Raw genomic sequence first — 25,815 nt, 5'->3', positions numbered from 1 at the left:
AACGGGGAGCCGCCGGCTTGATTCTAACCGCTCGGCGAGAAGGTGCGCTCCCGAATCCGAACCAATCAACGCTTGAGTGTACCGTCTTTTCGTTGGGCTCGCCGCCGCGGCAGTTTTGGCCGCGTGTACTCACTCAGACTACATGCCCAACGTCATTCGGTTGAGCCCCAACGGCACCGCGAGCAATCCCGCGCCGGAGTCAATCCAATCGTCCTTCACGCTAACGGCGGTTGAAGACGGTTACACCGGGGAGTTCACCGCCGACACAACCCACGGAGAGTGCTGGGTGGTTCAATCGCCGGTGACGACGGGCGGCGCGTGGACGGTCGTGCCGCAAGGCCTCACGTGCTCGAAACTCGATACCGAGCAGATCCAAGTAAAAGACACCAACGGTAACTCCGCCGTCACCTACATTCGCTCGACGAAGTAGGGCCTAAACGGGGCCTCACACTTTTTTTACTCCGAGCATTTATCGTGCGTTCCAGATAAGTATTCCAACACGTTATGAGGAGAATGCACGAAAAGATGTTCAGAAAATCTTCACTAATTGCGGCCGTCCTGGGGGCGGCGCGCTTGCCGCATGCGGCGGCGGTGCCGGCGGGTCGAACGCCGCATCGTACGGCGGGCTGCCGCCGCCGAGCCCACCGCAAAATGCGAACCTGCCGGTAAAGCAAACCGTTGCCGGCGCACCGGCCTTCGTCAGCGCTTCTAATCATCGAACGCTCTATTTTCTCGATGTCGACACTCCGACGGGCGGCAAATGCACCGGCGGCTGCCTGACCACCTGGTTCGTAAATGCTCCGAACGCCGCCGCGAGTTCGGCAGGCAGCTTTACGATCGTCACTCGTTCGGACGGGACCGGGATGCAGTGGGACTACAAGAACCACCCGCTCTACACGTACGCGGGCGACTCGGGCCCGGATCAAGCCAACGGCGAAGGCATTCCCTTTGCCGGCGGGCACTGGCACGTGGCGCGCCCGGCGTAAGCGCGGGCGAGTAGACTCTTCGGCGGAACGCAGCAATGCTCGGCGAAGCGTATCGAGCAGCATCCCAGGCAGGAGGATATCGAGATGATCGTAGCTGCGTTCACCGCGCTCTTACTCGCGGTTGCGCCGGCGAGCCAGACGGCCACCGGCATTCCGCTCGACGCACCGTGGAAGGTGACAATCTACGATCTCGCCCGCGCGAAGTTCCATCATCCGGCTTGGGGGTGGCAGCACTCAGAGCGCAACTATCGCGTCGCACTGGAACTGGCGCAGGGCGACGGTTTGAAAGTCGATACCGACGTACTCTTCGCCGCGGCGTTCCTGCACGATATGGCGGCCTTCATGCCGTGCCCCGGCAAGAAGCTCGAGCACGGCGAGTGCGCCGCGCAGGAGAGCGGTGCGATCCTGCGCGCTGCCGGTTTTCCGATGGAAAAGTTCCCCGCCGTGCAAGCGGCCGAGCGGGGCCACATGTACTACAGCGATCCCGGAAAGCAGCCCGAAGCGATCGTTCTCCACGATGCCGACTCACTCGATTTCTTGGGTGAGATCGGTGCCGCGCGGATGATCTCGCTGACCGGCGAGACCGCCGAAAGCTTCGCGCCGGCGGTCAAAACGCTGCGAACCTTCGTCAAAGAGATTCCAGCCCGGCTGATTACCAGGACGGCACAGCGCATCGGGGCGCAGCGCGCCGCAGAGCTCGCGCGGTTCCTCGACGACCTGCAGACCGAAACGTTCGACGGAAAGGCGATGTAGGCTAGCGGCCCGGAACTCGCTGTACTCTGTGCAGCGCGACGACGTCGAAGTCGCTGATATGAATTGCGTCGAGCGATGCCAAATCGCGCCGGTCCCAACGGTTTGTTCCGTCGAGCGCCAACGCGTTGTAGAGCTCGTTGCCGCGCGCCGTGTCCGCTAAGTAGATGCCGTAGGTTTTCATCGCGCGCGCGATCGCGGCGCTCTGCGGACCGAAGCGCGAAACGTCGAAGGACGATCGCAGCCGCAGCCGCGCCCCGTAGGGCAGTTGATAGGCGTCGCTGCCTTTGAACGCGATGCCCTCGGCATCGCTCGCGGGCGAAACGAAGCTCCACTGCGCGACGGTTCCGGCCGGGGCCGCCCACACGAGCGCGTGGCGTACCGCGCCGCCGGCGACCTCCTCCCAACGCACCATTCCGCCGTACAGCGATAGGCCCGAGGACATCGCCGAGGGTGTGCCCGGCCGCAAAGGTGCGAAAGGCTCGCGCAAGCTCCAATTCGCGCCGCTGTACGCCGAGAGCACGCCGTTGGCGAAGCTCGTATTCCACGCTTCGTAAACGCGGCAACTCTGGGTTTGAACGACGATCGAATGCGCGTCGCTCAGCGGTTCGATCCGGAAGTTTTGCTGCCACGGATAGGGGCTGGGAAACTGGTGGTACGCAACCTTGCGGGCAACGGTCAGCAGAGGAGTGCGGCCGTCGGCGAGGTTCACGAATTCTACCGGATCGGGCGCAATCCAGAAGCCGCCCGAGTTGCCGGCCGAAACCATCGACGCAATGTAGCGCCGGCTGTTGCGATCGGCCGCCGCGCCGAGCACCGGCTTCGTGTAGGTATTATTCCTGCCGAAAAGGCCGCAGGCCGCCAGCGCGGCCGCCGAGACTGCTATCACCGGATTATCGCTCCTTCTCTTTGCAGCTTTGGGCAAAGCCGCGCCGCGCTCATTCGACCCAAACGCCCCGGCTTGTCGCGACGACCGTCCCGCCGAGCGTGTCGAAAGACCCACTCGCAGCTCTCGTATGTGGGAGAGAATGCTGTTAACGATGGTCCGAGCGACCGTGCGAAGTTCGTCGTTTTTGAGGTATTCTTAACGAGAAAAAGCGCTCGCCAATGAAAGGTTGGCCCGCAACGCTATGGGAACCTCGCCACATCTCGGCTTCGTGGAGCTTTACGACAAGGCCACTTCGCGCGTTACGGTCCTCGACCAAACGACGCTGCGTGAGATCTGCCACGCCCCGTTACGATTAAAGGCCGACCGGCGCAACGGCGCCGCGGGCCGGCTCGTTGATGCCGTCCTTGCGGAGTTTCCGACCGTCTCCAAAGTCGTCGTTGTCGAGAGCGCTTGCATTCTGGCGCCTGCAGCGAGCCGGCGGGAGCCTCGCGTGCCATTCTACGTGCAGTCCCGGCCGGCGGCGCTGGCCGATGCGGCCCCCAGCACTCTGGAGCGCTTCGTACTCATCGATTTCGCGGGGAGGGGAACGCTTTCACTCGTGACCCGTGCCGGCGGGGCTCGCAGCGCACGCATCCGTCCCCATGAGTCGAGCCTCTGCGAGCTTTTGCAGGTGGAAAACCTCGCACGGCTCGAGGCACGCGCCCTGCCTCAAGACGCGGCCGAACGCGTCGCGAGTCTGCTGAGCGCGCCGCTGCGAATCGCTCGCGACTTCGGCTACCGCACGGCGGTCATCGCAGCGTCAGAACACGTCGGCGCCGAACTCGCGCGCCGCATTGCAGCGTGCATCGAGGCACTCGGCCGCGAAGGCTGTTTTCCCGTCGCCGTCCTCACCGAAGAAGCCGTCCGCCGAGGAACGATTGCCGCGCTCGCGCCGGCCCGCGCGCAAAACCACGTGCGAACGAGCGTTTCGGATGCGGCGACGTCGTTGTCGATGCACGCAACGCGCGAGGTTGCGTACACCGTTACGCAATTGACGTCGCCGGTCTTCGACGCACAGACCACGGCCTTCGCCGATCTGGTCGGGAGACGCCCTCTGCTGCTGGCCGTGGACGAGCGCATCGACGCACTCTACGGAGCGCAGCTGCGCGCCTATGCCGCGCGCTATCTCAACGTCTTCGGGATCATCACGCTCAAGGCGGGCGAGTCAAACAAGGATCTCCGGCAGGTCGAGCGCGTCTGCCGGGCGGCGATCGCCGCGGGGCTTCCGCGCGACGGCGTCATCGCCGGCGTCGGCGGCGGGGTCGTTCTCGATATCGCCGGGACGGCTGCGGCGCTCTATCGCCGCGGGGTCGCTTTCGTGCGGATCCCGACGACGCTGCTCGGCATGGTCGACGTCGCCGTCGGGATCAAACAAGGCGTAAATTTCAGCAGACACAAAAACCTTCTCGGAACCTTTTACCCGCCGCTCGGCGTCCTCAACGACGCGGCATTTTTGCGCACCGCGCCGCCTCGCGAACTCGCCTGCGGCGTCGCCGAGATCATCAAGATCGCCGTTGCGGCAGATGCCGAACTCTTCGAGCTCTTGGAAGACCACCTCGAGGAGCTGCTGCGTTCCTCATTTCAGTCGCCGAGCGCAATCGCGCGCGAGGTGCTCGACCGCTCTGCGGCGGCTATGATGGTAGAATTGGCGCCCAATCTCTACGAAGACAACCTCAAACGTGCGGTGGACTTCGGGCACTCCTTCAGCCCGACGCTCGAGATACGCAGCAACTACCGCCTGCAGCACGGCGAGGCGGTCGCGATCGACATGCTGCTTTCGACGGCGATTGCCGTGCGCCGCAGGCTCTGCCCCGTATCGCTGCTCGAACGAATGGCGGCGCTGTACGACGTTGCCGGGCTTCGCGCGACCGATGACTCGTGCACGGTAAAGCTGCTCACCGAAGCGCTCGACGAGGTCAAAGCGCATCGCGGCGGACAGTTAAACTTTCCGATACCCGTCGCGGTCGGAAAATGCGGCTTCTTGCAGCGCGTCGAGGCCGACGAGTGCCGGGCCGCGCTTGCCGCGGTGGCCAGAGCTTCGGCTGCAAGCACGCCGGCGGCCAGTTAGCAAACCGGCGCCGTGCCCGTCATTGCGGTAGACGCCGGAGGTACGCACCTTCGATTGGCGGTGGCGAGCGACGACGGAGAGCTCCACTCCTACGCGCGCCGAAAAATCAGCAACTTTCACCCCGCGGCAAACGGCGCGGAGTTGTGGGAATCGATCCTCGATTCGATCGCCGGCTACGTGCGCGACGCGAGCCGCGACAACGATACCGGCGACGCCATCGCTTTTTCGGTCCCCGGGCCGGTCGTCGCGGGTTGCCGCCTTCTCGCCGCACCCACGATCCTGGGAGCGCGGGCCGGCCCGATTCCCGACATCGCCGGCGAGCTGCAGTCGCGAACCGGGCGCCGCGTGCACTTGATCAACGACGTTTCCGCGGCGGCGTGGTATCTCTCGCAACGCCTCGACGCCGAGCGCTTTTTCGTGGTGACGGTCAGCAGCGGAATCGGCGGCAAACTCTACGATCGCCGCCACCCCGACCGCGTCCTCGATACCGGCTTCGCCGGAGAGATCGGCCATATCGTCGTCGATACGTCCCCCGAGGCCCCGGCGTGCGACTGCGGCGGCCGCGGGCATCTCGGCGCGATCTCGTCGGGGCGCGGCACGCAGCGGCTGGCGCGGCGCATGGCGCGCGCACAACCCGCGGCCTTCGCGAGCTCGCGGATCGCTCGGCGCGACGGCGCCGGACCCGCCGAGATCACCAACGAAGAGCATCTGATCCCCGCGGCGCTTGCGGGCGACGCCTGGGCGCTCTCGATAATTCGCACGGCGGCGCAGCCTTTGGCTCGAGTCCTCTCCTCGCTCGTAGCCGCGGCCGGCCTCGATCGCATCGTCGCGATCGGAGGTTTTGCGCAGCGGCTCGGCCCGGTCTATCACGACGTGCTCGGCGCGCAGCTCGTCGAGCTATTGGGCTCGCAAGCGTTCCCGCTCTGGCGCAGCGGCAGCCTTACCATTTACGACGAAATCGAGGATGTCTGCTTGGCCGGCGCGGCCGCCTTTTACCGCGCGCGGTGCGAGGCCGTTCGTTGAAGATCGCGATCGTCGGGGGCAGCGCGGCCAGCACGCCGGCGCTCTTCATGACGCCCGAACTGCGTTCGCTCGCGCCCGAGCTCGACGTTACGCTCATCGGGCGCTCGGAAGAGCGGCTTAGCGCGGTACGGCGCGCCATCGACATCCTATCCGGCGAACGGGTTACGTCGCGGTGCGCGAGGGATTTTGCCGATTTGCAGGGTACCGACGTCGTGATTCTACAGGCGCGATACGGCGGCTACGACGCCCGCGCGCGCGATGAGTCCTTTCCCCTGCGTCACGGCCTGTGCGGCGACGAAGGGCTCGGACCGGGAGGCTTCGCGGCGGCCTGGCGGTCGTGGCCGCAACTGTCGCGGGCGCTCGAAGAGATCCACCGGCGCTGCCCTCGCGCGAAGATTCTGCTGATGACCGCGCCGTTGAGCCTGCTCGTGCGATGCGCGCTCTCGGCCTTTCCGTCGCTCGACGTCGCGGGCATCTGCGAGCTGCCGTGGGTTACCCTGTGCGCGGCCTGCGCGTCGCTGCGCGCTCCCGTTGCACGCGTCACCTTCAGCTATGCCGGCGTCAATCACCTCGGATGGTTCGACGACGTATCGGTCGACGGCACGAGTCTCGTCGCACAGTACGCGGCGACGTGCGACGACGCTTCCTTTCCGACGAGCCGGCTGATTCGCGCCGTGAGCGCGATTCCCTTAAAATATCTCAGCCTGCACTACGAACCCGACGTTACGCTGCGCCGGCAGCGCAGCCAGCCTTCGCGCGCGACCGAACTGGCGTCAATCCAGCAAGAGGCGCTAAAGGCTTTTGCCGCAGCCGGTCGCGAGGAGATCGTCGAAGCGCTCGCGCGCCGGCCGACTCCGTGGTATTCGGATGCGGTCGCTCCGTACGTCGGTGCGCTCGCGGGCCTGCCGGTTTCGACGACGTTCTTTCTCTCGCAGCGCAACGAAGGATATCTGCCGTTTTTAGCTGCTGAGGACGTTCTCGAGCAGCCTTTCGTTTTCGAAGACGGAGTCCGAATGCGGTTGGAGAGACGCACGAACCTCGCCCCGCGGATCCTGCAGACGCTCGAGCATTTCGTACGGTACGAGCGTCTGGCGGCGCGGGCGGTGCTCGCAGCGCGGATCGGCGACTGCGCGAACGTTCTTGCGGAGCACCCGTGGCTGGAGGGCCGCGGCGTCGACGTCGACGCGCTGAGCGCCGACCTGCTCGCCGCGGTTTAGAATGAATCCGAAGGTTATCTAGACCGCTTCTGCCGGTACGAGATTTCGCCGATAGTAATCGAGAAGGTCGGTGAGGCTTCGCGCTAACGAAACGCTCGGTGCGTAGCCGGCGGCGCGCAGCCGCTCGATGCTCGCGAAGGCGCGCGGCATATCCGAGGCTCGCGAATAGGTTCGCTCGACCGTTACCGTCGCGCGCAGCTGCGCTGCGTCGAGCAGCGCTCCCAAAATCTCGCCGATCGGCGTTGCGACGCCGCCGGCCACGTTATACGTTCCGCGTACCCGGGGCTCGCGGGCGAGGATCGCAAGCGCGCGTGCGACGTCGCGCACGTCGATAAAGTCTCGAGCCGTGGACAGGTCGCCGGCCTCGAGCCGGGCGGGCGCGGCACCGGCACCGATGGCGGCGATCTGCGAGGCAAACCGTCCCGCGACGTGACGTTCGTCCTGTCCGGCACCAACGATGTTGAAGATCCGCGCAACGACGACCGGCAGCCCTCGCTGCGCTGCCAAGATGCGCACGGCGTGTTCTTGGGCAAGCTTGCTGACGGCGTAGTAATCGCAGGGCTCGCACGGCGCGTCTTCACCCAACGGGAGCACCGCCGGCCGGCCGTACACCGATCCGCTCGAGCCGACGACGATTCGTTCTACCCGCGGGGCCGCGTCCGCGACGGCCTCCAAAAAGTCGATGGCTCCCTCGACGTTGGTACCGAACAAGTGGCTCGGCGCGTCGTCGCGCAAGCCCGATGCCAAGTGGAAGATCCGGTCGGGCTGAAACTTATGCAAGATCGTGCGAAGCGCCGCACGGTCGCGGATATCCGCCTGGTAGTAACGGTAGCGTACGTCGCTTGCCGCAGCCGCGAGTCCGCTGGGGAGCGGTGCCGAAACGCGCTCGCCGCCCAGCGTCACTTCGTGCGTAAACGTGCCGCGAACCGGCGAGCGCCCGAGGCCGGCAATCTCGAGGCGCGGATCCGCAGCGAGCAGCTCGGCGACGAGATATCTACCCGCGAAACCCTGCGCGCCGGTAACCAAAGCCCGCTTCATGCAGCCGCCGGCGCAGCGACGCCTGCGAAGATCGCTTCGAGGCGGCGCGCCATCTGTACGTCGGTATAATTTGCGAGGTAGCGCTGCCGAGCCGTCTCGCCGAGCCGCGCCGCGAGCGACGCGTCTTGCAGCAGGCGTGCGAGTGCGTTCGCCAGCGCGGCAGCATCGTCCGGAGGAACGACGAGTCCCGATTCTCCGTCGCCGACCATCGTCGGAATGCCGGCGATCGCCGTTACGACGGCTGGTTTCCCAAGCGCCATGCCCTCGATGATCGCCTGCGGCAGCGACTCCTGCGTCGAGGCGTGCACCTGCACGTCGATGCCTCGATAAACATCCCCCACGGGACCCGGATATTCGACGAAATGCACCCGCCCGCGCAGACCAAGCTCGGCGGTGCGAGCGTGCAGGGCCCGCTCGTAATCGAACCACCCGCGAGCGTAGCCGCAGATCAGGAAGTGAAGGTTTGGATCGGCTCTGCTCAAGCGCTGCGCCGCATCGAGCAAGACCAGGTGACCCTTGCGCGGCGTGAGCGACGCAACTTGTCCGATCACGCGGACCTTTGGGTCGAGCGGAATGCCGAACCGCGCGTGCATCTCTTCGCGGCTGTGCTGCGTCTGCGGCGGCGCGATCCCATTAGGGATGACGGCGACGCTCCGGCGACGCAGCAGCTTACGCCGAACTAGCTCCGCCACCGCTTCGGAGTCGGTGACGATCGCCGAGGCCGCGGTGAACATCGCCGACTCGGAGCCGCGCCACACCCAGAGCGGGCGAAAGACTTCCAAACCGTAGGTGGTGGCGACGACCGGGCGCTTGCACAAAACCGCGGCGGCGATCCCGATCTGATTTGCAGTACCGGTGTGCGTATCGACGACGTCGATCCGGTTCTCCCGAATGTAGCCGCGCAGCTTCGCGAGCGTTCGCGTCAGGCGGGGAACGGAGCGCACCACCTTTACGGCGCTACCATGCGCGCTGCCGAGTTCCGGGGCTTCCTCGCCGAGGTCGTCGATGGCAATTCCCGCCGCCGCAAAGTGGGGGCGCAGGCTGCCGAGGCTGCGTTCTCGCTGCGCGTCGGGCACCTTGAGCGTGAGCACCCGCTGATCGAAACGTTCGCGATCGATGCTTTTCGATAGGCTCAGCAAGCGGCACTCGGCGCCGCCAAAGTAGAGCGAATTGATTACCGAGAGAACGCGCAGCCGGTTCACGGGAGGGTCAGGCCAAAAAACTCGGATTGCCGCGACTCAACGAGATCGCGCGCGCGAAGCAGCGCCGGCACGTCGTTGATGTCGATCCAAGGCTCGTTGTGGGTAAACGCGCCAACCGATTCGCCATTTGCCGTCAGCACGGCAAAAAGGTCGCTGGCTCCGGTCAGCCGCCCGGGGGGAATCGCGGCGCAGGCGCGCCTCGACAGCGCGCAGGTGCCGCTGGAGACCTGCATCGTGAGGGCCGGCTTCTCGGCGTACTCTCGGATCCGATTGCCGTCGAGCGCCAAACGGCCGAACGGAATTTGAAACGCCTCACGATGCGTCGCTATCGTCATCGCAAAGCCTTCGAGTTCGTGGTACTCGACGAGGCGCCGCGGATCGATCGAGGCAAGGTTGTCGACGTACAGCACCAGCACGTTGTCGGCCTCACCGACGACCTCGCGTGCCGCGCCGATATTCCCCAGCGGCGTCTCTTCGAGGAACAGCTCGACGCTCGCGCCGCGCAGCGCGGCCTGCGGCGCAACCGAGGTTGCGACGAACTCCGAGATTTCGGGCTCGTTCTGGCTCACGGCGACGACGATATCGTGGAAACCGTTGCGCATGAGCAAACGGACGTTCCACTCCAAAAGCGTGACGCCGCGAATTCGCGCGAGGGCCTTGTGGGGCGTGCCCGCGACGGCGCGCATTCGTTGCGACCTGCCCCCAGCCATAATGAGGCCCCGGGTGAAGCCCATGCCCAATTCTATACGGAGGGAGCGGAAAGCAAAGGGGCTTTCGGTTCAGGCCCCGTGACCTCGGGCACATGGTCCAGCCGGCCCCGCTGCGAAACCTAACCGGCGTGTCAGATTCGGCGCTGGGCCGGCGGATGGCGGCTCGCCTCACTGCGGTGCGCGAACACGTCCGCTATGAGAACGCCCACGACCTTGAGGCGATCCTGCAGACGTTCGGGGAATCCGCCGGCTACGATGACGAGGCCTGGAACGAACACCACGCCGGGCGCGACGGGGTGCGGTCCTACTACGAAGGGCTGCTGCGCAGCGTCCCGGACCTCTTCATCGACTTGCGCCACGAATACGTCACTTCGGAACAGGTAATACTCGAGGTCGTGATCCGCGGTACTCACCGCGGAACGTGGCGCGGGCTTCCCGGAACCGGCCGCACCGTCGCGATACCGCTGTGCGCCGTCTTTAGCTTCGATGCCCAGGATCGCCTGACCGGCGAACGAGTCTACTACGATCGCGCAACGGTGCTCAAGCAGCTCGGAGTCTTTCACGAACCGGAGACGTTCGCGGGCCGCTTGGCGACCGTCGTCGCCCATCCCTTAACGATCGCGCGAATCACCGCCGGCGGCATCGTTCGGAGGCTCGCGGGAGTGATCTCGCGCCGCTAACGTGATGGGCTTTGCCAACGGAAGTGACGCGGAGATCGAGAGCGGCGCCGTGCGGCTGGCGGCGCTCGCGAACTCAATCGCTTGAGGCGATCGTGCGGTTGACCGGCACGTTGAGGAATGCCGCGCGGATTCGCTCGTCGGCAATCCGGGCTGCAAAATCCGCCAGCTCGGCATGAGCGCGCTCGCGCGCGTGCCGCGCCTCGCGCTCGGCGCCGCCGGCGGCGAGCCCCGCAGCGGTTGCCCACCACGCATATTGCGGCCAAAACGCACCCTCGAACGAATCCTCCCCAAGGGCGAGGAGTTCTCGCGCCGCGGCGCCGGCCTCGCCGGCTCTCCCCGCCGCGAGGTACGCAAACGTAAGATCGGCGAGGTCGTCGACGAAGTCGCGCGGCTCCTGAACGGAGCGGCGAATCGCGACGCCTTCTTCCATATGTCCGATCGCAGCATCGAGCTCGCCGAGCGCGCGCTCCGCGTTTCCGAGATTCGCGAGCGCGGCTGCTTCAAAAACGGGATACGCGATCTCGCGCGTGATCCGCAGCGCCGACGAAGCAAACGCCTTGGCGGCGGCCGCGTTTCCGAGCTGAACGTTCGCAAAGCTCGCATTGACCTGGTTGGCCGCGATCGTACGCTTCTCTTGAACGATGTCGAAGAGCTCGTTCGACCGTTCGATCGAACGCAGGGCTTCGGCAAAGAGCCCCACGCGCATCAGCAGCACCGTTCGATTGGTGTACGACGACGCTAAACCGCGCTTGTGCTCCAGCGACTCGTAGATCGCCACGGCTTCATCGAACTCGCGCAGTGCGTAGGTATAGTCGCCGAGCCACGCGGCGGTCACCGCCAGCCGGCCGCGAGAACCGGCTTCGCCCTCGCGATCGTTAAGCGCGAGATTGAGCTGCAGCGCCCGCTCCGTCAAGGAGAAGCACTCGCGGTAATCCTGCCGAAGCAGCGCCGCGCGCCCGGCAGAGGCCAGCGCGCGCGCTTCGATCGTCTGATCGGTGAGGCTGGCCGCGCGCGTTCCGATCAGCGACAGATAACGGTGCGACTCGCTCAGCTCGCCGATGTTGATCGAAAACTCGACGAGCAGCTGCAGACATTCGAGCTGTCCCTGCAGGTCGCCGATCCGTTCGTAGATCTCAAGCGCCTGCCGAGCCGGCTCGACCCCTTCCGCCGAGCGGCTGCAAAGGCCCGCGTGCGTTGCGCGCTGCGTGAGCGCTTGCGCGCGCTCGAGGTCGCCGAGCTCATCGGCCAGCTGCGCGAGCCGCGCGATGAGGCGCCCTTCCTCATTCGCGTCGCCGAGCGCCCGTGCCAGCAGCACTCGGCGGAGTGCAACGTCGAACGCCGCGCGAGAATCGCTGCCGGCCAAGTCGTCGAGCAGCTCGATGTCTTCGCGCTGTCCTTCGCGGTCGCCGCGCCGGTTGCGGGCGAGTTCGCGGACCTCGAGCACGGCTCTGCGCAGGTCGAGCGAGGACGCGTTTTCGAGCGCTCGGCTCGCGAGCTCGATAACGTCGCCGTGCGCGTGGACGCCGGCGGCGCTGCGCGCGGCCGCGAGATACCACTCACCCGCACGGTCCGGGGATCCGGCAAGCTCGTACTGTCGCGCGATCTCGCGAGGCGAAGCCGAGCCGTCCGATTCGAAGATCGCCTCGAGACACTCCGCGATGCGAAAGTGGCGCTGCCGTTTGAAGGCCGGCTCGATCTCGGAGTAGATCGCGCCGGCGATGAGGTGGTGGCTGAAGACGTAATCGTAGCCGCTCCTCGCTCCGGCTTCGCGAAAGACGCGGCGATCGAGCAGTTCGTCGATGCCGCGCGCGAGCGCGCTGCTCGAGAGATTCGAGACCTCCCGAATCAAGAGGACGCTGCATCCCGAACCGGCGACGGCCGCGATCTCGGCGACGGCTCGCGCGTCGTCCCCAAGCCGCGCGACTCGTTTCGCGATCACCCCGGAGAGCGTCGAGGACTCGACGGCCGCGGCGCGATTCTCGAGCAATACGTCGATCGCCCCTTCGAGAAAGAGCGCGTTGCCTTCGCTCTGCACGTAGAGCGCGCGAGCAACGTCGTCGCCCTTCTCGTGCAGTCCCTCCATTCGCTCGAGGAGCTCGCGGACGTCGGCTTCGGCGAAGCGTTCGAGCTCAAGCTCCTCGATTTTGTAGTGCGGCCGCAGCGAACGCTCGAGCGTCCGCAACGGATGGGATACCGAGACTTCTTCGGCGCGGAAGGTTACGACGATCAAGATCGGCAGCCGCGCCGCGTCGCGAAAAATCGCGCCCAGCGCCTCGATGGTCGCCGAGCCGGCCCAGTGGAGGTCTTCCAGGACCAAGAGCAGCGGCCGCGGCGAAGCGAGCCCGCGCACCGCAAACGATAACGCTTCGTAGATGCGTGCCGTGTCGCGCTCCGGCGAGCTCTCGGAAAAGATCGCGCCCGGAGCATCGGGATCGTGCAGCTCCGGGAGAAGCGGCGACAACACCGTCCGGCGCTCGGGAGAGATCTTGCGCGCGAGCAGCAGCGGAAGGCCGGAGCGCAACGCTTCGACGATCGCTTGATACGGCGTCGACTCCGGCGATGCGGTCGTTCCGACAAAGACGCGGCCGCCTTCGGCTTGCACGGTGCGTGCCAGCTCTGCGGTCAGCCGCGTCTTGCCGATTCCCGCCTCTCCCGCCAGCAAGACCAGGCCGGCGCCGCCGCGCGCCGCTCGGCCCCAGGCGTTGTACAGTTGGGCGAGCTCTTTCTCGCGTCCGACAAACGGCAGGATCGAGCTCGCTGGCCGCGCCGGATCGCCGCCGGCCGCCGGCACCCTCGGCGCCAGCGCGCCGGGCACCGCCTCTTGACGCAGGATCGATTGCCGCAAGGCGATCGTTTCAGGCATCGGCGCGATCGCCAGCTCGTCGCGCAGGCGCTTTGCGAACCGATCGTACTCGGCCAGCGCGCCGGCCGTGTCTCCGGACTCGTAACGAACGGCCACGAGCGAACGCAAGACGTCCTCTCGCCAGGGATCCGCCGAGAGCACGCGCCGAGCGTGCGCGACGGCGGCGGGAAAGTTGCGTTCGGCCCGGCTGCGGTCGATCAACTCGTCGAGGAGGTTGAAGTACTTCGCGCGCAGCCGCTCCCGTTCGCCGAGAACCCAATCGTCGTAGACGTTTTCTAGGAGATCGCCGGCATAGAGCTCGACGGCGAGGTGCTGCGTCTGGGGTTCGCCCGCGAGGCGTTCGAACTCAATGAAGTCGACGAAGGCGGGGTTCGAATCGTTCCAGCGGATCGTTTCGCCGTCGCCGAGGATCCAGGCTTCGCTTTGCGCCGCCGGCAGCGCCTTATTCGCCAGATACACGTAGCGGCGAAGCTCCGCGAGCGCGTTCTCTTCGTCGCTGTCGGGAAACAGCGTAAAGGCCAGCGACTCGCGCGCGAGCGGCCGCCCCCGCTTTAACAACAGCAGCGCCACCATGGCGAGCGTCACCGGCCGCTTTGCAAACTTCAAGGAAGCGCCGGCGCAGCGAACGTCAGGCTCGCCGAATAGTCGCACCTCGAGCCCACCGGCACTCGCGCGGGCGTCGTTCACCCGGAGCGGCTTCGGCACGCCGGCGGCACGGCACCCCCTTACTCTGGATCGGTGAACTCAAAACGGCGAGACGCAACGTTCCTGGTTCGGATGTGGGCGGCCGGCGAAGCCGCCGACGCGCAGTGGCGCGGCTCCATCCACGAAGTGAGCACGGGAAAGCGCCTCTTCGTTACGGAGACGCGTGAGGTCGCGGACTTCATCGCCGCTTGCCTCGCCGCTTCTCCCCCTGCTACGGAGTGAACTCAACATCCATTTAGATTTCTACGAGCAAAAGGAGCATCAATGAACACGCTCAAGAGTCTTGCGTTCCTCGCTGCGCTCGCAGTGGCCGGCGGCTTCGCGAGCGGCTGCGGCGCACCGGCCGTGCCGGCGAGCGCGCCCCTTGCAGCGGGTGCGCGCAGCATCCCTCCATCGAAGGCTGCGATCCTACTCGAGGTGCGCCGCAAATCGCACGTCGATCCGTCCGCAAAGCGAAAGCGCCTATTATACGTGGCCGATTCCGGTACGGGCTCCGTCTACATCTACACCTATCCGCAGCTCACCGGAGCCGGGGCGCTCAGCGGCTTTCCCTCCATCAACGGCGTCTGCACTGACCGGCGCGGCTACATTTGGATTTTGGACACGAGCGATGTCGCCGTTTGGGAGTTCGCTCACGGCGGTTCCGAGCCGATCAACATCCTCAGCCCGGGCGATGCGAGCGGAAACCCCGGCGTCGGCTCCGGATGCTCGGTCGATCCGAAGACCGGCGACCTCGCGGTGGCCGGCGCCGGCCCCGGCGTTACCGTCTTTCGCAACGGTCAGGAGAATCACGCGACGTATTGGGACTACAACTTCTTCGAGATGGCTTACGCCGGATACGACGGCGCCGGAAATCTTTTCGTCGACGGCTCGTTGGAGAGTTCGTTTGCCTTTGGGCTGGCAGAGCTGGCTACCGGCTCGTCAAGCTTGAGCGACGTCACTCTGTCGGGTGGAGCGATTACGTCTCCGGGCGGCATTGCCTGGGACGGCAAGTATCTCGACATCGGGAATGCCGGGAGCGGGACCATCTATCAGACCGACGGCGCGAGCATTCTCGGCTCGATCGCGACGAACGCGGCCTGTCAGGCACAGTTCTATATCCTACGCGACCACAAGCGCGTCATCGTGCCCGATCTTTGCAACGCATCGACCGGCGTGTACGCGTACCCGGCCGGAGGAGCGGCGATCAAGACCGTTTCGGGCGGACAAGAGCTGCCGCGCGGCGTTGCTATCAGCGTCGCGGGCGGTTAGGGCAAGGCGGCGACGGCCTCGGTTAGCTACTGAACCATCCCCAGAATATTTCCGTCGGCGTCTTTTACCATTGCGGTCAATGCGCCGCCGCCGACATCTTTGACCTCTTGCACGGGAGCAGCGCCGGAATCCAGCAGGCGCTGCAGGCGTTCGTTGATATCGCCTACCGCCCAGTAGGCGATCGGTCCGTCCTGCGTCTTTTCGCCGCGCTGCGGGGCCAAACCAACCTCGATCGGACCGAGGCGAAAGCCGACGTAATAGTTTGAATCGGCGTACGGCTCGGTGCCGAGCAGCACGCTGAAGAGCGCTTTCGCGCGGGCGAGGTCGGCGACCGGATATGCGATTACGAGGCGGCGGTCAACTTGTTCCACGAAATGATCCTCCCTTTCGACGATGTGTTTCGCAGTGATGACGGAACGCCAGGCCGGAATGTGACGGATTGAAACGAAGGGGCGGCCGCTCGCAACCCCAAACACGGTGCGCGCGTCTGATAGAACATGACTCCCGCCCTCTTTCGCTCCACGCTCGACACTCCGGTCGGAACCATTGCGCTCTCGGTAAACGACGAGGGCGTGTTGGTCGAGATTCTGCTTCCGAACCGCAAGCCCTCAGCACCGGCGAACGCACCGCCGGCGGCGGCGGCGCGCGGAATGCAGATCGCGTGCGAGCAGCTCCGTGAATACTTCCGGGGAACGCGCCGCACGTTCGACGTACCGTTGAAACCGGCCGGCTCGCCGTTCGAGCAGCAGGTCTGGGCAAAATTGCTGGAGGTGCCGTACGGCGTGACGACTTCGTACGGAGCGATCGCCGCCGCGCTCGGACTCTCCAACGGCGCCCGTGCGGTCGGCCGAGCTAACGGTTCGAATCCGATTCCGATCGTTATCCCATGCCATCGCGTCATCGGTTCGGACGGCACTTTAACCGGCTACGGCGGAGGGCTGCCGCTCAAGCGCGCGCTGCTCGAGCTCGAAGGCGCGCTCGGGCCGCCCGAACCGCTTCTCTTCGCGACGCTTTAGATCCGACAGCTCCTTACGATGAGCGCGAACGGTCGTCGAGCACGGCCGCTGCGATGCGCTCCTCCGGCAAGCCCAACTCGCCCAGCACCGTCTCGGCAAAGCGATACGCGCCCTCGGCCTCCGGCACCAAAACGTCGTGAGCGCCGGCGTCGCGCAGCGTACGAACGTCGCGAACGCGCTGCGCGCGGGCGATGATGCGCGCGCTGCTCTGATGGGAAAGCCGCCGGGCGAGGGCAACGTTTGCGGCGCTGTCGGGAATCGTCGAAAGAACGGCGCGAATCGAGGGCACCATGGCGCGCTCGACGACGCGCGGGTCGGCTCCGTCGCCGTACTGGGCGTGGGCTCCGTCGCGCTGCGCGAGGTGAACGAGGTCGACGTCGGTCTCGATCACCGCGAACGAGATGCCGGCGCGCTTGCAGATCGAGCCCACGGTTCGGCCGACTCGCCCGTATCCGAGGATGAGCACCTCGGGCGCTCCTTCAAAGGCCCGCACTTCCGCCAGGCCGTTCGTATCGAGAACGCGCAAACGCGCGCTGAAGAGCCGCGTCGCGATCGCTGCAAAGAGGATTGTAAACAGCGTGACCCCGATGGCGGTCGCGTACTCGCCGGAGTCCAAGCGCTTCGCAGCGAGGCTGGCCTTCGCGAGGACGACGTTGAACTCGCCGAGCGGCAGCAGCGCGATGCCGAGCGCGATCGACGTGCCCAGCGGCTGACGGACGAGGCGGCTCAAAAGGCTCCAACCGCCGACGCGCAGCACCGCGAACGCTGCGCCGGCGACGAGGATCGCGGGCCAATGCTGCGCGACGGCCCGCACGTCGACGAACGTGCCGATCGAGACGAAAAAAACCAAGATGAAAAACTCGCGGAAGGGTGCGACGATCGACTCGACCATTCGGCTCCCGGCGGCTTCCGAAATCACCGCGCCGGCGATGAACGCGCCGAACTCAAACGAGAGTCCGGCAATGTGCCCGAGCCACGCGGCGGCGAGGGCGACGGCCGTGCAAAAGCCGATCATCGCGCCGGCCGGCGCGCGGCGTAAAAACGCCACCACAACGCGCCGCAAGAGCGTTCCGCCGACGACGAGGGCGACGACCACGAAGAGCGCCGCCTTCAGCAACGGGAGCACGATGCCGGCCGGCGTCAGTTCCGCCGCCGGGCTGATCGTTACGACGAGGATCAAGACGGCGATCAGATCCTGCGCGACCAGCAGTGCAACCGCGGCGTGTCCCGGCCGCTTGTCGAGCAGACCAAAAATCTTGAGCAGCGCGACGCCGATCGCCGTGCTCGAAAGCGCGAACGTCAAGCCGAACGTGATCGGGTGAACGAAGCCGAAGAGCCGTCCGAGGCCCGAGGCGGCCGCGCTGAACATAACCATCAGCACGACGTTTCCGATCATTGGGATCGGGCCGACCGCGCCGAGTTCGGTGATCGAGAAATCCAAACCCAAGCTGAAAAGCAGCAGAATCAAGCCCAGCTCGCTCAAGCCCCCCAGCGATCCCGTGCTCGCCGGATTGCCGAGGGCAAACGGCCCGATCGCGATCCCCGCGATCACGTATCCGAGAATCGGCGTGATGCCGAGCCGGCGCGCGATACCGCCCAGAATGCTCGCTGCGACGAGCGCGGCCGTCAGGTCCGTCAGGAATCGGGTCGTCGCGTCCTCCGGCACGATCGCCGCCAGCAAGCCCATGTGCGCGGATTCCAACGCCGAGAGGGTGCGGCCCCCTCGCAACCAAAGCCTTTCCTTGATATGAAAACGCTCGTATTGCTTGGCCTTTTCTTCGGCGCAGCGGCCGCGGCAAACGCGCAGCCGGCGCCGTCCGCCACGCCGCGCCCCTCGCCGCAGATTCACCACGCCGTCTCTTCGAACGCCGCCGCGCAGGCCGCGTTCGATCGCGGCTTGCTGGACTACTACGCCTATAATCCCGAGGCGGCCGAGCACGAGTTCTACACGGCGGCCGATCTCGATCCAAAGATGGCGATGGCGTACTGGGGCATCGCGCTGAGCAATGCGCCGAACTTAAACGTACCGGCAACCGACGGCCGGCAGGCACAGGCCCAACAGGCGATCGAGTGTGCAAAATCGCTCGAGGCAAATGCGTCGGTGGAAGACCGGCGCTTCATCGATGCTGCGGCCGCGCGCTTCGACGACAAGACGAAAGCCACGCCGGATGCGCTCCTTTCGAACTATCGAGACTCGCTGAAGCGCATCGCCGCCGCCTATCCCGCCTATCCCGACGATCCCGACGCCGCCGCGCTGTACGCCGAAGCGGCGCTCTATGCCGCCGTTGGCGACGTGACACTCAACCGGGAGGGGTGGATCGCGGCCCGGCGCGCGGCATACATCAACGGCGTCGCGGTGCTCCTACCGTACTTTCAGGCAAGCCTCATTAAGTTCCCCAAACACATCGGGCTGCTTCACTTCTACATTCACGCGGCGCAGTTCGCCGGTCAATCGCCGGCGGCGGTCGCGGCGGCAGCGCAGCTCGCCGCGTTCGACTTCCCTTCTGAAGACTCGCATCTGACGCATATGCCCGGTCACACGTTTTTCGATGTCGGGATGTATGACGAGGCGCTGGACGTCGGTCGGCGTTCCGTTTCGATGGACTACGCTGCGATCGATTGCTGCCATCCCGGTTACTATAGCGCTCCCCGCTATTACCACACGCACAACGTCTCGTTCTTACTCTATGCGATGACGCAGACCGGCCACCAGGCGGACGCGGTCGCGGTCGCGCGGCGTGCCGATAATCCGGTGATGATCGCTCGATCGCTGGTTGCAGTCGGAGACTGGCACGGCGTTCTTGACGTCTCGTTTCCTAAAGGCGTCCCAGGGCCGACGCCGTCCTTCATCCACGCCCTTGCGTTCGCAAAGCTCGGCGACGTCTCCAAGGCGCGGTCGGCGCTCGCCCAGATGCCGGCGGCGCCCGCAGCCTTTCCTTCACGCATTGCCATCGAGGACTCGATGCGCCACATGGTTCTAGCACAGATCGCGCTCGATGAAAACGACGCAGGCGCGGCGCTACAGCTGTTGACGCAGGCATCGGGCGAAGCGACCCGCGGCGATCGGCTCGCGGGCGGCGTCGAGATGCCGACGCTCTATTATTACTCGCCGCACATGGCGCTGGCAGAGCTAGCGCGCAAGATGGGTAATACCGCGGTGGCGCGCGCGGCGCTGAATGCCGAGCTTAACGCCAGTCCACGCTCGAGCGCGGCAACCCAAGCGCTCAAGCAGTTGGGAGGTTCGCAGTAACTTTCGACACGCTCGTTCCCATCGTAGGAACGGAACGCCCAATCTGGCCCGGGGCGAGCCCCGTCAGCGAAGCCATGGACGGCGACGTATGGCTGACGGCCTGGCTGCGCCCGCGCCCCGGGAGCGAGCTCGATGGGACCAAAGCGAGGGCGCTGGGCGAGATGCCGCCTTCGAAACGCACCTACGACGACCGAGCCTCGCTTACGCAAGCGACGGATGCCGATGCGCGCGACGTCGACGTGCTGCGCGGTTATTGTGCGCGGCACGGCATCGAGATCATCGCGCAACACTGGCGCAGCGTCGTGATGAGCGGGCCGATCGGCAAGTTTGTCGAGGCCTTCGGCGCCACCGCCGGGATCTACGAACTCGGCGACAAGCGCCGATTCCGCCATCGTTCCGGAAGTCTGCACGCTCCACCCGAGGTCGCGGCGATTTTGCGCGCGCCCTTCGGCATCCATCAGTGGCCCCGCTCGCACGCGGTCGGCGCGCTGCACAGCGAGATCGCGCCGCTCAGCGCCGCCGATATCGCCAAGCGTTACAGCTTCCCCGATGCCGACGGCTCGGGCGTGACCATCGGCGTGCTGCAAATGCGCGGCGCGTTCAACGCCGGCGACTTCGCGAAGTGCATGCAGGCGCAGGGCGTCAGCGCGAAGGAGCCGATCGTCAAACGGGTCGACAACGCCGAGCTGACCCATCAGGTCGAAACGGCAAAAGACGTCGAGTCGGCGATCGATACGCAGATCATCGGCGCGCTCGCGCCGGGCGCGCAGATCGTCATTTACGCGACGCCCGACGACGAGCGCGGCGTGCTCGACGCGATCCGTTCGGCGATCTTCGATGACGAGCATCGGCCCTCGATACTCTCGATCAGTTTCGGCTTTCCGGAACGACTCTGGACGCCGATTGCCCTGACGATCCTCGACGAGCTCTTCACGGCCGCCGCCTTACTCGGCGTCACCGTCTTCTGCGCGTCGGGCGATCGGGGTGCCGAGGTCGACGACGCGAATCGGGCGCACGTGCTCGCACCCGCGTCGAGCGCGTTCGCCCACGCCTGCGGCGGCACGACGATTGCAGCGGGCGCCGACGCTTCGGCCGAAAGCGGCTGGAACCAAAGCGGCGGCGGGTTCAGCGAGTTCTTTTTGGTGCCGCCGTGGCAAGGCGCGGTCGATGCGGCAGCTGCGGCCTACGGCGTCCCACCCGGACGCGGCATTCCCGATGTCGCGGCGCAGGTCTGGCCGGGATATCCCGTTTTCTTCGAGGGAACGCAGGTCGCGATGGGGGGGACCAGTGCGGCGGCACCGATGTGGGCCGCGCTCACCGCGCGGCTCAATCAGCGCCTCGCTACACCGCTTGGATTCTTTGCGCCCTTGCTCTACGAAAGAACCGGCGGCGCGCTTCTTTACGATGTGCTCTGCGGAGGCAACGATCGTTACCGCTGCGCGGCGGGATGGAACCCCTGCACGGGGCTCGGTGTCCCGAATGGAAAGGCGATCGAAGCGGCGGTCAGTGCGTGACGCAGCCGAGAGCGTCGTCTACGAAAACCTGATGAGCGGCTTTATACTTCCCGACGGCTTGAGCGAGGCGATCCCGATCGCAGCCGGGTAACGAGGCGAGCTGTTTGTGGAGGACGTCGATCGCGCCGGCGTGCGCATCGAGCGCCGCAGCTGCTTGCGTTTGATTATCGGCCATGCCGCTCATATATCGCCGAGGCGCGGGCCAGCGCCTCTTTTTCGCCGATCCGCGCCCCCGACTCCATTGCACTCGCAATCTCTTCTTTCGAGCACGCCTCCGCGAGAGTTTTTAAAAGGCGTTCGTATCCCCGATGCTCGGTTTGCTGCCGTACTTCGCCGCGCGCGCGATAGAGCGAGTCGGAGAAACCGCCGAGCAGTGCGGCACTTTCAAAATCGCCCGAGAGCGCCGCGAGCAGCGCGTGCGCTTCGATGACCGAAGCCAGCCAGCCGCGGCCCGATCTCGGCTGAAGCTGCAGCGCCTCACGCAAGTACCCTCGCGCATCATCGAGATTGCCGGCCTCCATCGCGTACGCCGCGAGATTCGAAAGCGCCAGCACCGTATACACGGAACCGATGAGCGTGTAGGCCGCCTTCGCCTGCGACGCCGCGGCTTGGGCCGCTTCGAGATCGCCCGACGCGTACTCGAGCTCGCCGAGATTGAGCAGCGCGCTCGCGTGCGCCTCGCTGCCGGGCCGTTCGCAACGCGCAACCTCCGAGAATCGCTTTCGCGCCGCGTCGACGTCACCGCGCGCGAGGCTGCCGGCGGCCCACATGCGCAGCACGGCATTAGCCGCCGCGCGCGAGAGCTGCGCCGGCGCGGCGTAGGCTTGCGCGAAAACGCGCTCGGCGTCGTCGAAACGCGCTTCGTGAGCGTACGTAGCTCCGAGATAGCCGAGTACGCGCGCGACCTCATCGGGATCTCCGGCACGTCGCGCCACCGCCACGGCCGCAAGCGCGAGCTGTTCGCGGTGCGCCGCGGGTTGACCGGTCAGCCACTCTAAGATGACGCAATGCCGCAGCAAGCGCGCCAGGATGAGGTCGCTCGGCACGCGATCCTCGAGGCGCAGCGCCGCCTCGAACCAGCGAAGCGCTTCATGCGGCGTTGCGATCAGCTCGGGCCACTCAAGCTCGGAGAGCATCTCCATTCCGAGCTGCGGATCCCGCTGCGAAACGATCGTCCAGTCGATTGCGGCGCGCAGGTTGTCCAGCTCGGGGGCTAGACTTCGCTGCCACTGCACGTCCTCAAGCTCGCCCGCAAGCGGCGCGAGGCTTTTCGCCAACGCCGCGTAAAAGCGCGCGTGCTTGGCGGCAGCCGCCTGCGCTTCACCCGCTTCGGCGAGGCGTTCGCTCGCGTACTCACGGATCGAGACGAGCATGTCGTAGCGTCGCTCTTCTCCTTTCGTTTCGACCGCGACGAGCGACTTGTCCACCAGCGATGAAAGCAAGTCGAGGACGCCCCATTCATCGCCGTCTTGAGCACAGACCGCCGTCGCAGCGTCCAGCGTCCAGCCGCCGACGAAGACCGAGAGCGTACGAAAGAGCGCGCGCGAGGGTTCGTCGAGCAGATCGAAGCTCCAATCGATCGTGGCGCGCAGCGTATGATGGCGAGGCACTGCGTCCTTGCTCCCGCCGGTCAACACGCGAAAACGCTCGCTCAGCTTTTCCGTGAGCGCTTTGGGGGAGAGCAGCTTGACCCGCGCGGCCGCCAGTTCGACGGCGAGCGGAATACCGTCGAGGCGACGGCAGATTTCAGCAACGAACGGCTCGTTTTCGGCGGTGAGCGCAAAGCGGTCGTCGGCGGCACGGGCGCGATCGGCAAAGAGCTCGACGGCGTCAGCCTCTTGAAGGGAGGGCATGCGCAGGACGCGCTCGCCGGAGATGCCGAGTTGCTCGCGGCTGGTCGCGAGGATCCCAACGCCGGCACAGCCGCCGATGATGGCCGAAGCGACGCGCCGCGTTTCGTCGACGAGATGCTCGCAGTTGTCGAGAACGAAAAGGAGCCGGCGCTGCTCGAGATCGCCGAGCAGCGTCGTCAAGAGTTCCGCGTCGCGCGTCTCGCGTACGCCCAGAACCCGGGCGATCGTCGTCGTAACCAGCGCCGGATCGGATATCGGCGCGAGCTCGACCAGCCACACGCCGTCGGGATAGCGGTTGAGCAGCTCGGCTCCCGTCTGAATTGCGCAACGCGTCTTCCCCGCCCCGCCCGCTCCCACCAGCGTCGCGAGCCGGTGCTCGTGCAGCATCGCCTTGACCTCTTCCACGATGCCGGCGCGTCCGATGAAGGAGGTGAGCTGCTGCGGCAAGTTATTGGGGAGATAGTCGAGCGAACGCAGCGACGGAAACGCGTCGAGCAGATCCGGCACGACGAGCTGAAAGACACGCTCCGGCCGCGCGAGATCTTTGAGCCGATGCGCTCCAAGGTCGCGCAGCTCGCCGTCGGGCGGCAGCGCGTCGCGCACCAGCTCTGCGGCCGTGCCCGAGAGCAGGGTCTGGCCGCCGTGGCCGATAGAAACCAGTCGCGCAACGCGATTGAGGGTCGTCCCGAAATAATCGCCGTCCTGCTCGCGCGCGTAGCCGGCGTGCAAGGCGATTCGCACGCGAACTCCTTCGACCGCTGAGAAGTCTTCCGCGTTTAACGCGCGCTGCGCGGCCAGCGCCGCCGCGACCGCTTCCGGTGCGCCGGCAAAAGCGGCGTAAAAGGCATCGCCCACGGTCTTGAAGACGTATCCGCCGTTGCTCTCGATCGCCGCGCGGAAGAGCTCGTTATGGCGCGCGAGCGCATCCGCCATTGCCTGCGGATCTCGCTGCCAACGCAGCGTGCTTCCTTCGATATCGGAGAAGAGGAAGGTGACGGTGCCGCTCGGCCGCGACTCCGGGGCGCTCATTGCCGGTGAGGCGCTATGCGCCGGGCGGCCGATACTTGGCGTGATGCTCGACCGCTCGATCGGCTTCCTCGACCGAAATCAGCAACGTCGTGGCGCTGTGTACCATGCCCGACGCCCGGACCGCGAACGCGACGCTCAACGCGACTTCGTTGCTCGGCAGATCGACGACGATGACCGCATCGGTGCCGCCAAAGGAAAAGTAGAAGCTCTCGAGCTTTCCGCCTAGCGACGCCATCAGATCTTCAACCGCTTTGCGCCGCGCCGATGCGCTGCTTTTCAATAGACCTTCCGTGCCGCCGGCCGTGTACTTCGCCTCAACGAGAAACTTCGGCATGATGTAAGCCCTCCTGTAAGGACTCTCTACGGCGGCGCGGCGATTGGCCCTCTCAGGTGCAGAGCGTGTAGGCGCCGCCGGCATACCAATAGCGAAGTTTGCCGTCGACCGTTCCGAAATGAATCGCCTTCGCCTGGCCGGGAACGTGCGGGGTCTGTACCACCCAGGTCCACACGCCTTTTTCCGGCGCGGACGCCGTCGCGGCGGCAATGGCGCCATCGCTCGTGAGCTGCGTCCGGACGTATTGACGCGTCGCCTCATCGTAAGCGATCGCGATGATCTCCGAAAAGCCCTTTGCATAGTTGCGCTGGGTAATAAGGCCGCCATCCGGGGTCGCCGCGGTATCGGAGAAGAACGACTGAGCGGCTTGATCGTGCGCGTGAAAGACGCACGTCATGTGCGGCTTGTACAGGGTCAGAAGAGCGGCTAGAGCCGGCGCCATCGCCTTTCCTTGCTTCGGCCGAGCCGCCGGACCTTCGGGCGGATGCATACTCCGCACAGGACTGCCGCCGATGCCCGCTTGAAGAACGCTCGCAACAGAGCTACCCGTTGCCTGGAGGATCCGTGAAACTGCAAACGATCGCCGCTTTTCTATTCCTCGCACTCGCTCCCGCGCTGGCCGGCGCGGCACCGAAGCCGCCGCCGGCGCCGATCTTGAAGCTCGTCAACGCCGTCATTGCGAATACGAACGCGGATGACGCTGCAGCGCTTGCCGGGCTCTTCACCGGCGACGCGGTCGTCGTCGACGAAAATCCGCCGTTTACGTGGCGGGGCGCCGGCGCCGGGGTCGCGTGGTGGCACGTCGTTGACGCCGTCACGCAGAAGGCGAAGATGGCGCACATCAAGGCGGTGAACGTTCGCGCCGGCGAGTTTAAGCAAACGGCGACCGACGCGTATTTGGTGCAGGCGCTGACGGTCACCGGGATCGCCGGCACCAAGCCGTTTGCCGAAGCGGGGACGATCACGTACACCTTTCACAACACCGGAGGAAATTGGCTGATCTCCAGCATGGTCTGGACGACGAAACCGTAGGCGCTACGCAACCGTAGCGCTAGCCGTTTGCGCGTGGGGGCCGCGCGAGCCAGGCCTCCATCCCGCCGCGCAGATTCATCGCGCGACCGTAACCAAGCGCGTTCAACCGCTTCGTGACGTAGGCGCTGCGGGCACCGAGATGGCAGATCACGACGATGTCGCGATCGCGCGGAAGCTCGCGCAGCCGTTCCTCGACGTCGTCCATCGGAATGTTGACCGATCCGGCGATCGCGCCGTCGGCCAGTTCCTCGACCTCGCGGACGTCGAGCAAGAATGGCGCACCTTCCTCGGTAAGGCGCTGCTCCAGATCGGCCGGCGTTATCGTCTGCACTTCTCGTAGTATACCCTCCGGCAGGAGCATATCGC

General features: G+C 65.9%; 25 protein-coding genes. 13 read left to right on the top strand and 12 right to left on the bottom strand.

The features are described 5' to 3' along the window. Positions 1 to 76: 76 nt before the first annotated feature. The 3 genes from VGG51_09610 (at position 77) to VGG51_09600 (ending at position 1,739) form a co-directional block, all read left to right on the top strand. Positions 77 to 430: a hypothetical protein gene (locus tag VGG51_09610; GenBank protein HEY1883279.1), complete on the top strand. Its 354-nt coding sequence runs from the start codon at positions 77 to 79 to the stop codon at positions 428 to 430. Positions 431 to 467: 37 nt separating this feature from the next. Continuing rightward, on the top strand, positions 468 to 986 hold the full coding sequence (locus VGG51_09605; GenBank protein ID HEY1883278.1) for a hypothetical protein: 519 nt from the start codon (positions 468 to 470) through the stop codon (positions 984 to 986). An 84-nt stretch (positions 987 to 1,070) separates the two neighbouring features. After that, the gene (locus VGG51_09600) at positions 1,071 to 1,739 is read left to right on the top strand and encodes an HD domain-containing protein (protein ID HEY1883277.1); all 669 of its coding nucleotides are present in this window, start codon (positions 1,071 to 1,073) and stop codon (positions 1,737 to 1,739) included. Between the two features lies 1 nt (position 1,740). On the opposite strand, the gene VGG51_09595 is transcribed toward VGG51_09600, so the two are convergent. Continuing rightward, positions 1,741 to 2,625: a hypothetical protein gene (locus VGG51_09595; GenBank protein HEY1883276.1), complete on the bottom strand. Its 885-nt coding sequence runs from the start codon at positions 2,623 to 2,625 to the stop codon at positions 1,741 to 1,743. Positions 2,626 to 2,866: 241 nt separating this feature from the next. Between VGG51_09595 and VGG51_09590 the strand changes: the two genes are divergently transcribed. From VGG51_09590 to VGG51_09580, 3 genes are read left to right on the top strand one after another with little or no spacing between them, the layout of a single operon-like run. Further along, positions 2,867 to 4,732, top strand: a complete 1,866-nt coding sequence (locus VGG51_09590) for an iron-containing alcohol dehydrogenase (GenBank protein ID HEY1883275.1) — start codon at positions 2,867 to 2,869, stop codon at positions 4,730 to 4,732. Positions 4,733 to 4,744: 12 nt separating this feature from the next. Beyond that, complete coding sequence (locus tag VGG51_09585; protein HEY1883274.1) at positions 4,745 to 5,755, top strand: ROK family protein; 1,011 nt, start codon at positions 4,745 to 4,747, stop codon at positions 5,753 to 5,755. After that, complete coding sequence (locus VGG51_09580) at positions 5,752 to 6,972, top strand: hypothetical protein (protein ID HEY1883273.1); 1,221 nt, start codon at positions 5,752 to 5,754, stop codon at positions 6,970 to 6,972. Before VGG51_09585 ends, VGG51_09580 begins: the two co-directional genes overlap by 4 nt. 18 nt (positions 6,973 to 6,990) lie before the next feature. On the opposite strand, the gene VGG51_09575 is transcribed toward VGG51_09580, so the two are convergent. Genes VGG51_09575 through VGG51_09565 form a run of 3 tightly spaced genes read right to left on the bottom strand, consistent with a single transcriptional unit; the run spans position 6,991 to position 9,946 of the window. Next, positions 6,991 to 8,010 carry an NAD-dependent epimerase/dehydratase family protein gene (locus tag VGG51_09575; protein ID HEY1883272.1) on the bottom strand — a complete coding sequence of 340 codons (1,020 nt, stop codon included), beginning with the start codon at positions 8,008 to 8,010 and terminating at the stop codon, positions 6,991 to 6,993. Further along, positions 8,007 to 9,212 (bottom strand): glycosyltransferase family 4 protein, encoded by a 1,206-nt coding sequence (locus VGG51_09570; protein ID HEY1883271.1) that lies wholly within the window; start codon positions 9,210 to 9,212, stop codon positions 8,007 to 8,009. Before VGG51_09570 ends, VGG51_09575 begins: the two co-directional genes overlap by 4 nt. Beyond that, positions 9,209 to 9,946 (bottom strand): NTP transferase domain-containing protein, encoded by a 738-nt coding sequence (locus VGG51_09565; GenBank protein ID HEY1883270.1) that lies wholly within the window; start codon positions 9,944 to 9,946, stop codon positions 9,209 to 9,211. Before VGG51_09565 ends, VGG51_09570 begins: the two co-directional genes overlap by 4 nt. 104 nt (positions 9,947 to 10,050) lie before the next feature. Between VGG51_09565 and VGG51_09560 the strand changes: the two genes are divergently transcribed. After that, positions 10,051 to 10,602, top strand: coding sequence for an ester cyclase (locus VGG51_09560; GenBank protein ID HEY1883269.1), 552 nt, complete (start codon positions 10,051 to 10,053; stop codon positions 10,600 to 10,602). Between the two features lie 73 nt (positions 10,603 to 10,675). On the opposite strand, the gene VGG51_09555 is transcribed toward VGG51_09560, so the two are convergent. Next, positions 10,676 to 14,152, bottom strand: a complete 3,477-nt coding sequence (locus tag VGG51_09555) for an AAA family ATPase (GenBank protein HEY1883268.1) — start codon at positions 14,150 to 14,152, stop codon at positions 10,676 to 10,678. 51 nt (positions 14,153 to 14,203) lie between these two features. Here VGG51_09555 and VGG51_09550 point away from each other — a divergent pair, with 51 nt between their 5' ends. Both VGG51_09550 and VGG51_09545 read left to right on the top strand, forming a co-directional pair. Then, positions 14,204 to 14,392, top strand: a complete 189-nt coding sequence (locus tag VGG51_09550; protein HEY1883267.1) for a hypothetical protein — start codon at positions 14,204 to 14,206, stop codon at positions 14,390 to 14,392. A 42-nt stretch (positions 14,393 to 14,434) separates the two neighbouring features. Then, positions 14,435 to 15,421, top strand: a complete 987-nt coding sequence (locus VGG51_09545) for a hypothetical protein (GenBank protein ID HEY1883266.1) — start codon at positions 14,435 to 14,437, stop codon at positions 15,419 to 15,421. Between the two features lie 26 nt (positions 15,422 to 15,447). Here the strand turns inward: VGG51_09545 and VGG51_09540 are convergent, their stop codons facing one another. Further along, the gene (locus VGG51_09540) at positions 15,448 to 15,792 is read right to left on the bottom strand and encodes a VOC family protein (protein HEY1883265.1); all 345 of its coding nucleotides are present in this window, start codon (positions 15,790 to 15,792) and stop codon (positions 15,448 to 15,450) included. A 126-nt stretch (positions 15,793 to 15,918) separates the two neighbouring features. Here VGG51_09540 and VGG51_09535 point away from each other — a divergent pair, with 126 nt between their 5' ends. Then, the gene (locus VGG51_09535; GenBank protein ID HEY1883264.1) at positions 15,919 to 16,437 is read left to right on the top strand and encodes a methylated-DNA--[protein]-cysteine S-methyltransferase; all 519 of its coding nucleotides are present in this window, start codon (positions 15,919 to 15,921) and stop codon (positions 16,435 to 16,437) included. A 13-nt stretch (positions 16,438 to 16,450) separates the two neighbouring features. Here VGG51_09535 and VGG51_09530 read toward each other — a convergent pair whose 3' ends face one another. After that, entirely contained in the window at positions 16,451 to 18,124 is a 1,674-nt protein-coding gene (locus tag VGG51_09530) for a cation:proton antiporter (protein ID HEY1883263.1), read from the bottom strand. A gap of 60 nt (positions 18,125 to 18,184) precedes the next feature. Here VGG51_09530 and VGG51_09525 point away from each other — a divergent pair, with 60 nt between their 5' ends. Together VGG51_09525 and VGG51_09520 are read left to right on the top strand one after the other, a co-directional pair. Further along, positions 18,185 to 19,687, top strand: coding sequence for a hypothetical protein (locus VGG51_09525; GenBank protein HEY1883262.1), 1,503 nt, complete (start codon positions 18,185 to 18,187; stop codon positions 19,685 to 19,687). Positions 19,688 to 19,761: 74 nt separating this feature from the next. Beyond that, a complete protein-coding gene (locus tag VGG51_09520; GenBank protein ID HEY1883261.1) occupies positions 19,762 to 21,201 on the top strand; it encodes a S53 family peptidase in 1,440 nt (479 codons plus the stop codon). Here the strand turns inward: VGG51_09520 and VGG51_09515 are convergent. Genes VGG51_09515 through VGG51_09500 form a run of 4 tightly spaced genes read right to left on the bottom strand, consistent with a single transcriptional unit; the run spans position 21,191 to position 24,859 of the window. After that, a complete protein-coding gene (locus VGG51_09515) occupies positions 21,191 to 21,376 on the bottom strand; it encodes a hypothetical protein (GenBank protein ID HEY1883260.1) in 186 nt (61 codons plus the stop codon). The genes VGG51_09520 and VGG51_09515 overlap by 11 nt on opposite strands. After that, positions 21,366 to 24,083, bottom strand: coding sequence for an adenylate/guanylate cyclase domain-containing protein (locus VGG51_09510; GenBank protein ID HEY1883259.1), 2,718 nt, complete (start codon positions 24,081 to 24,083; stop codon positions 21,366 to 21,368). The genes VGG51_09515 and VGG51_09510 overlap by 11 nt, the downstream gene beginning before the upstream one ends. Positions 24,084 to 24,096: 13 nt before the next feature. Then, on the bottom strand, positions 24,097 to 24,417 hold the full coding sequence (locus VGG51_09505) for a GYD domain-containing protein (protein HEY1883258.1): 321 nt from the start codon (positions 24,415 to 24,417) through the stop codon (positions 24,097 to 24,099). A 52-nt stretch (positions 24,418 to 24,469) separates the two neighbouring features. After that, positions 24,470 to 24,859 carry a hypothetical protein gene (locus VGG51_09500; GenBank protein ID HEY1883257.1) on the bottom strand — a complete coding sequence of 130 codons (390 nt, stop codon included), beginning with the start codon at positions 24,857 to 24,859 and terminating at the stop codon, positions 24,470 to 24,472. Positions 24,860 to 24,981: 122 nt separating this feature from the next. Between VGG51_09500 and VGG51_09495 the strand changes: the two genes are divergently transcribed. Beyond that, positions 24,982 to 25,449 (top strand): DUF4440 domain-containing protein, encoded by a 468-nt coding sequence (locus VGG51_09495; GenBank protein HEY1883256.1) that lies wholly within the window; start codon positions 24,982 to 24,984, stop codon positions 25,447 to 25,449. A gap of 19 nt (positions 25,450 to 25,468) precedes the next feature. Here the strand turns inward: VGG51_09495 and VGG51_09490 are convergent, their stop codons facing one another. Beyond that, positions 25,469 to 25,780, bottom strand: coding sequence for a rhodanese-like domain-containing protein (locus VGG51_09490; protein HEY1883255.1), 312 nt, complete (start codon positions 25,778 to 25,780; stop codon positions 25,469 to 25,471). Positions 25,781 to 25,815: the final 35 nt, after the last annotated feature.

The organism is Candidatus Cybelea sp. (genome assembly GCA_036489315.1).
Taxonomy (GTDB): domain Bacteria; phylum Vulcanimicrobiota; class Vulcanimicrobiia; order Vulcanimicrobiales; family Vulcanimicrobiaceae; genus Cybelea.
The sequence above is the reverse complement of the archived record's forward strand: the minus strand, read 5'-3'. Positions and strand labels throughout refer to the sequence as shown.

Excerpts from the sequence above, each read along its gene's own strand:
- VGG51_09510 (HEY1883259.1), bottom strand. The coding sequence starts at position 24,083 with ATGAGCGCCCCGGAGTCGCGGCCGAGCGGCACCGTCACCTTCCTCTTC.
- VGG51_09565 (HEY1883270.1), bottom strand. The coding sequence starts at position 9,946 with ATGGGCTTCACCCGGGGCCTCATTATGGCTGGGGGCAGGTCGCAACGA.
- VGG51_09505 (HEY1883258.1), bottom strand. The coding sequence starts at position 24,417 with ATGCCGAAGTTTCTCGTTGAGGCGAAGTACACGGCCGGCGGCACGGAA.
- VGG51_09525 (HEY1883262.1), top strand. The coding sequence starts at position 18,185 with ATGAAAACGCTCGTATTGCTTGGCCTTTTCTTCGGCGCAGCGGCCGCG.
- VGG51_09530 (HEY1883263.1), bottom strand. The coding sequence starts at position 18,124 with ATGGGCTTGCTGGCGGCGATCGTGCCGGAGGACGCGACGACCCGATTC.
- VGG51_09600 (HEY1883277.1), top strand. The coding sequence starts at position 1,071 with ATGATCGTAGCTGCGTTCACCGCGCTCTTACTCGCGGTTGCGCCGGCG.
- VGG51_09545 (HEY1883266.1), top strand. The coding sequence starts at position 14,435 with ATGAACACGCTCAAGAGTCTTGCGTTCCTCGCTGCGCTCGCAGTGGCC.
- VGG51_09500 (HEY1883257.1), bottom strand. The coding sequence starts at position 24,859 with ATGGCGCCGGCTCTAGCCGCTCTTCTGACCCTGTACAAGCCGCACATG.
- VGG51_09520 (HEY1883261.1), top strand. The coding sequence starts at position 19,762 with ATGGACGGCGACGTATGGCTGACGGCCTGGCTGCGCCCGCGCCCCGGG.
- VGG51_09575 (HEY1883272.1), bottom strand. The coding sequence starts at position 8,010 with ATGAAGCGGGCTTTGGTTACCGGCGCGCAGGGTTTCGCGGGTAGATAT.
- VGG51_09515 (HEY1883260.1), bottom strand. The coding sequence starts at position 21,376 with ATGGCCGATAATCAAACGCAAGCAGCTGCGGCGCTCGATGCGCACGCC.
- VGG51_09590 (HEY1883275.1), top strand. The coding sequence starts at position 2,867 with ATGGGAACCTCGCCACATCTCGGCTTCGTGGAGCTTTACGACAAGGCC.
- VGG51_09535 (HEY1883264.1), top strand. The coding sequence starts at position 15,919 with ATGACTCCCGCCCTCTTTCGCTCCACGCTCGACACTCCGGTCGGAACC.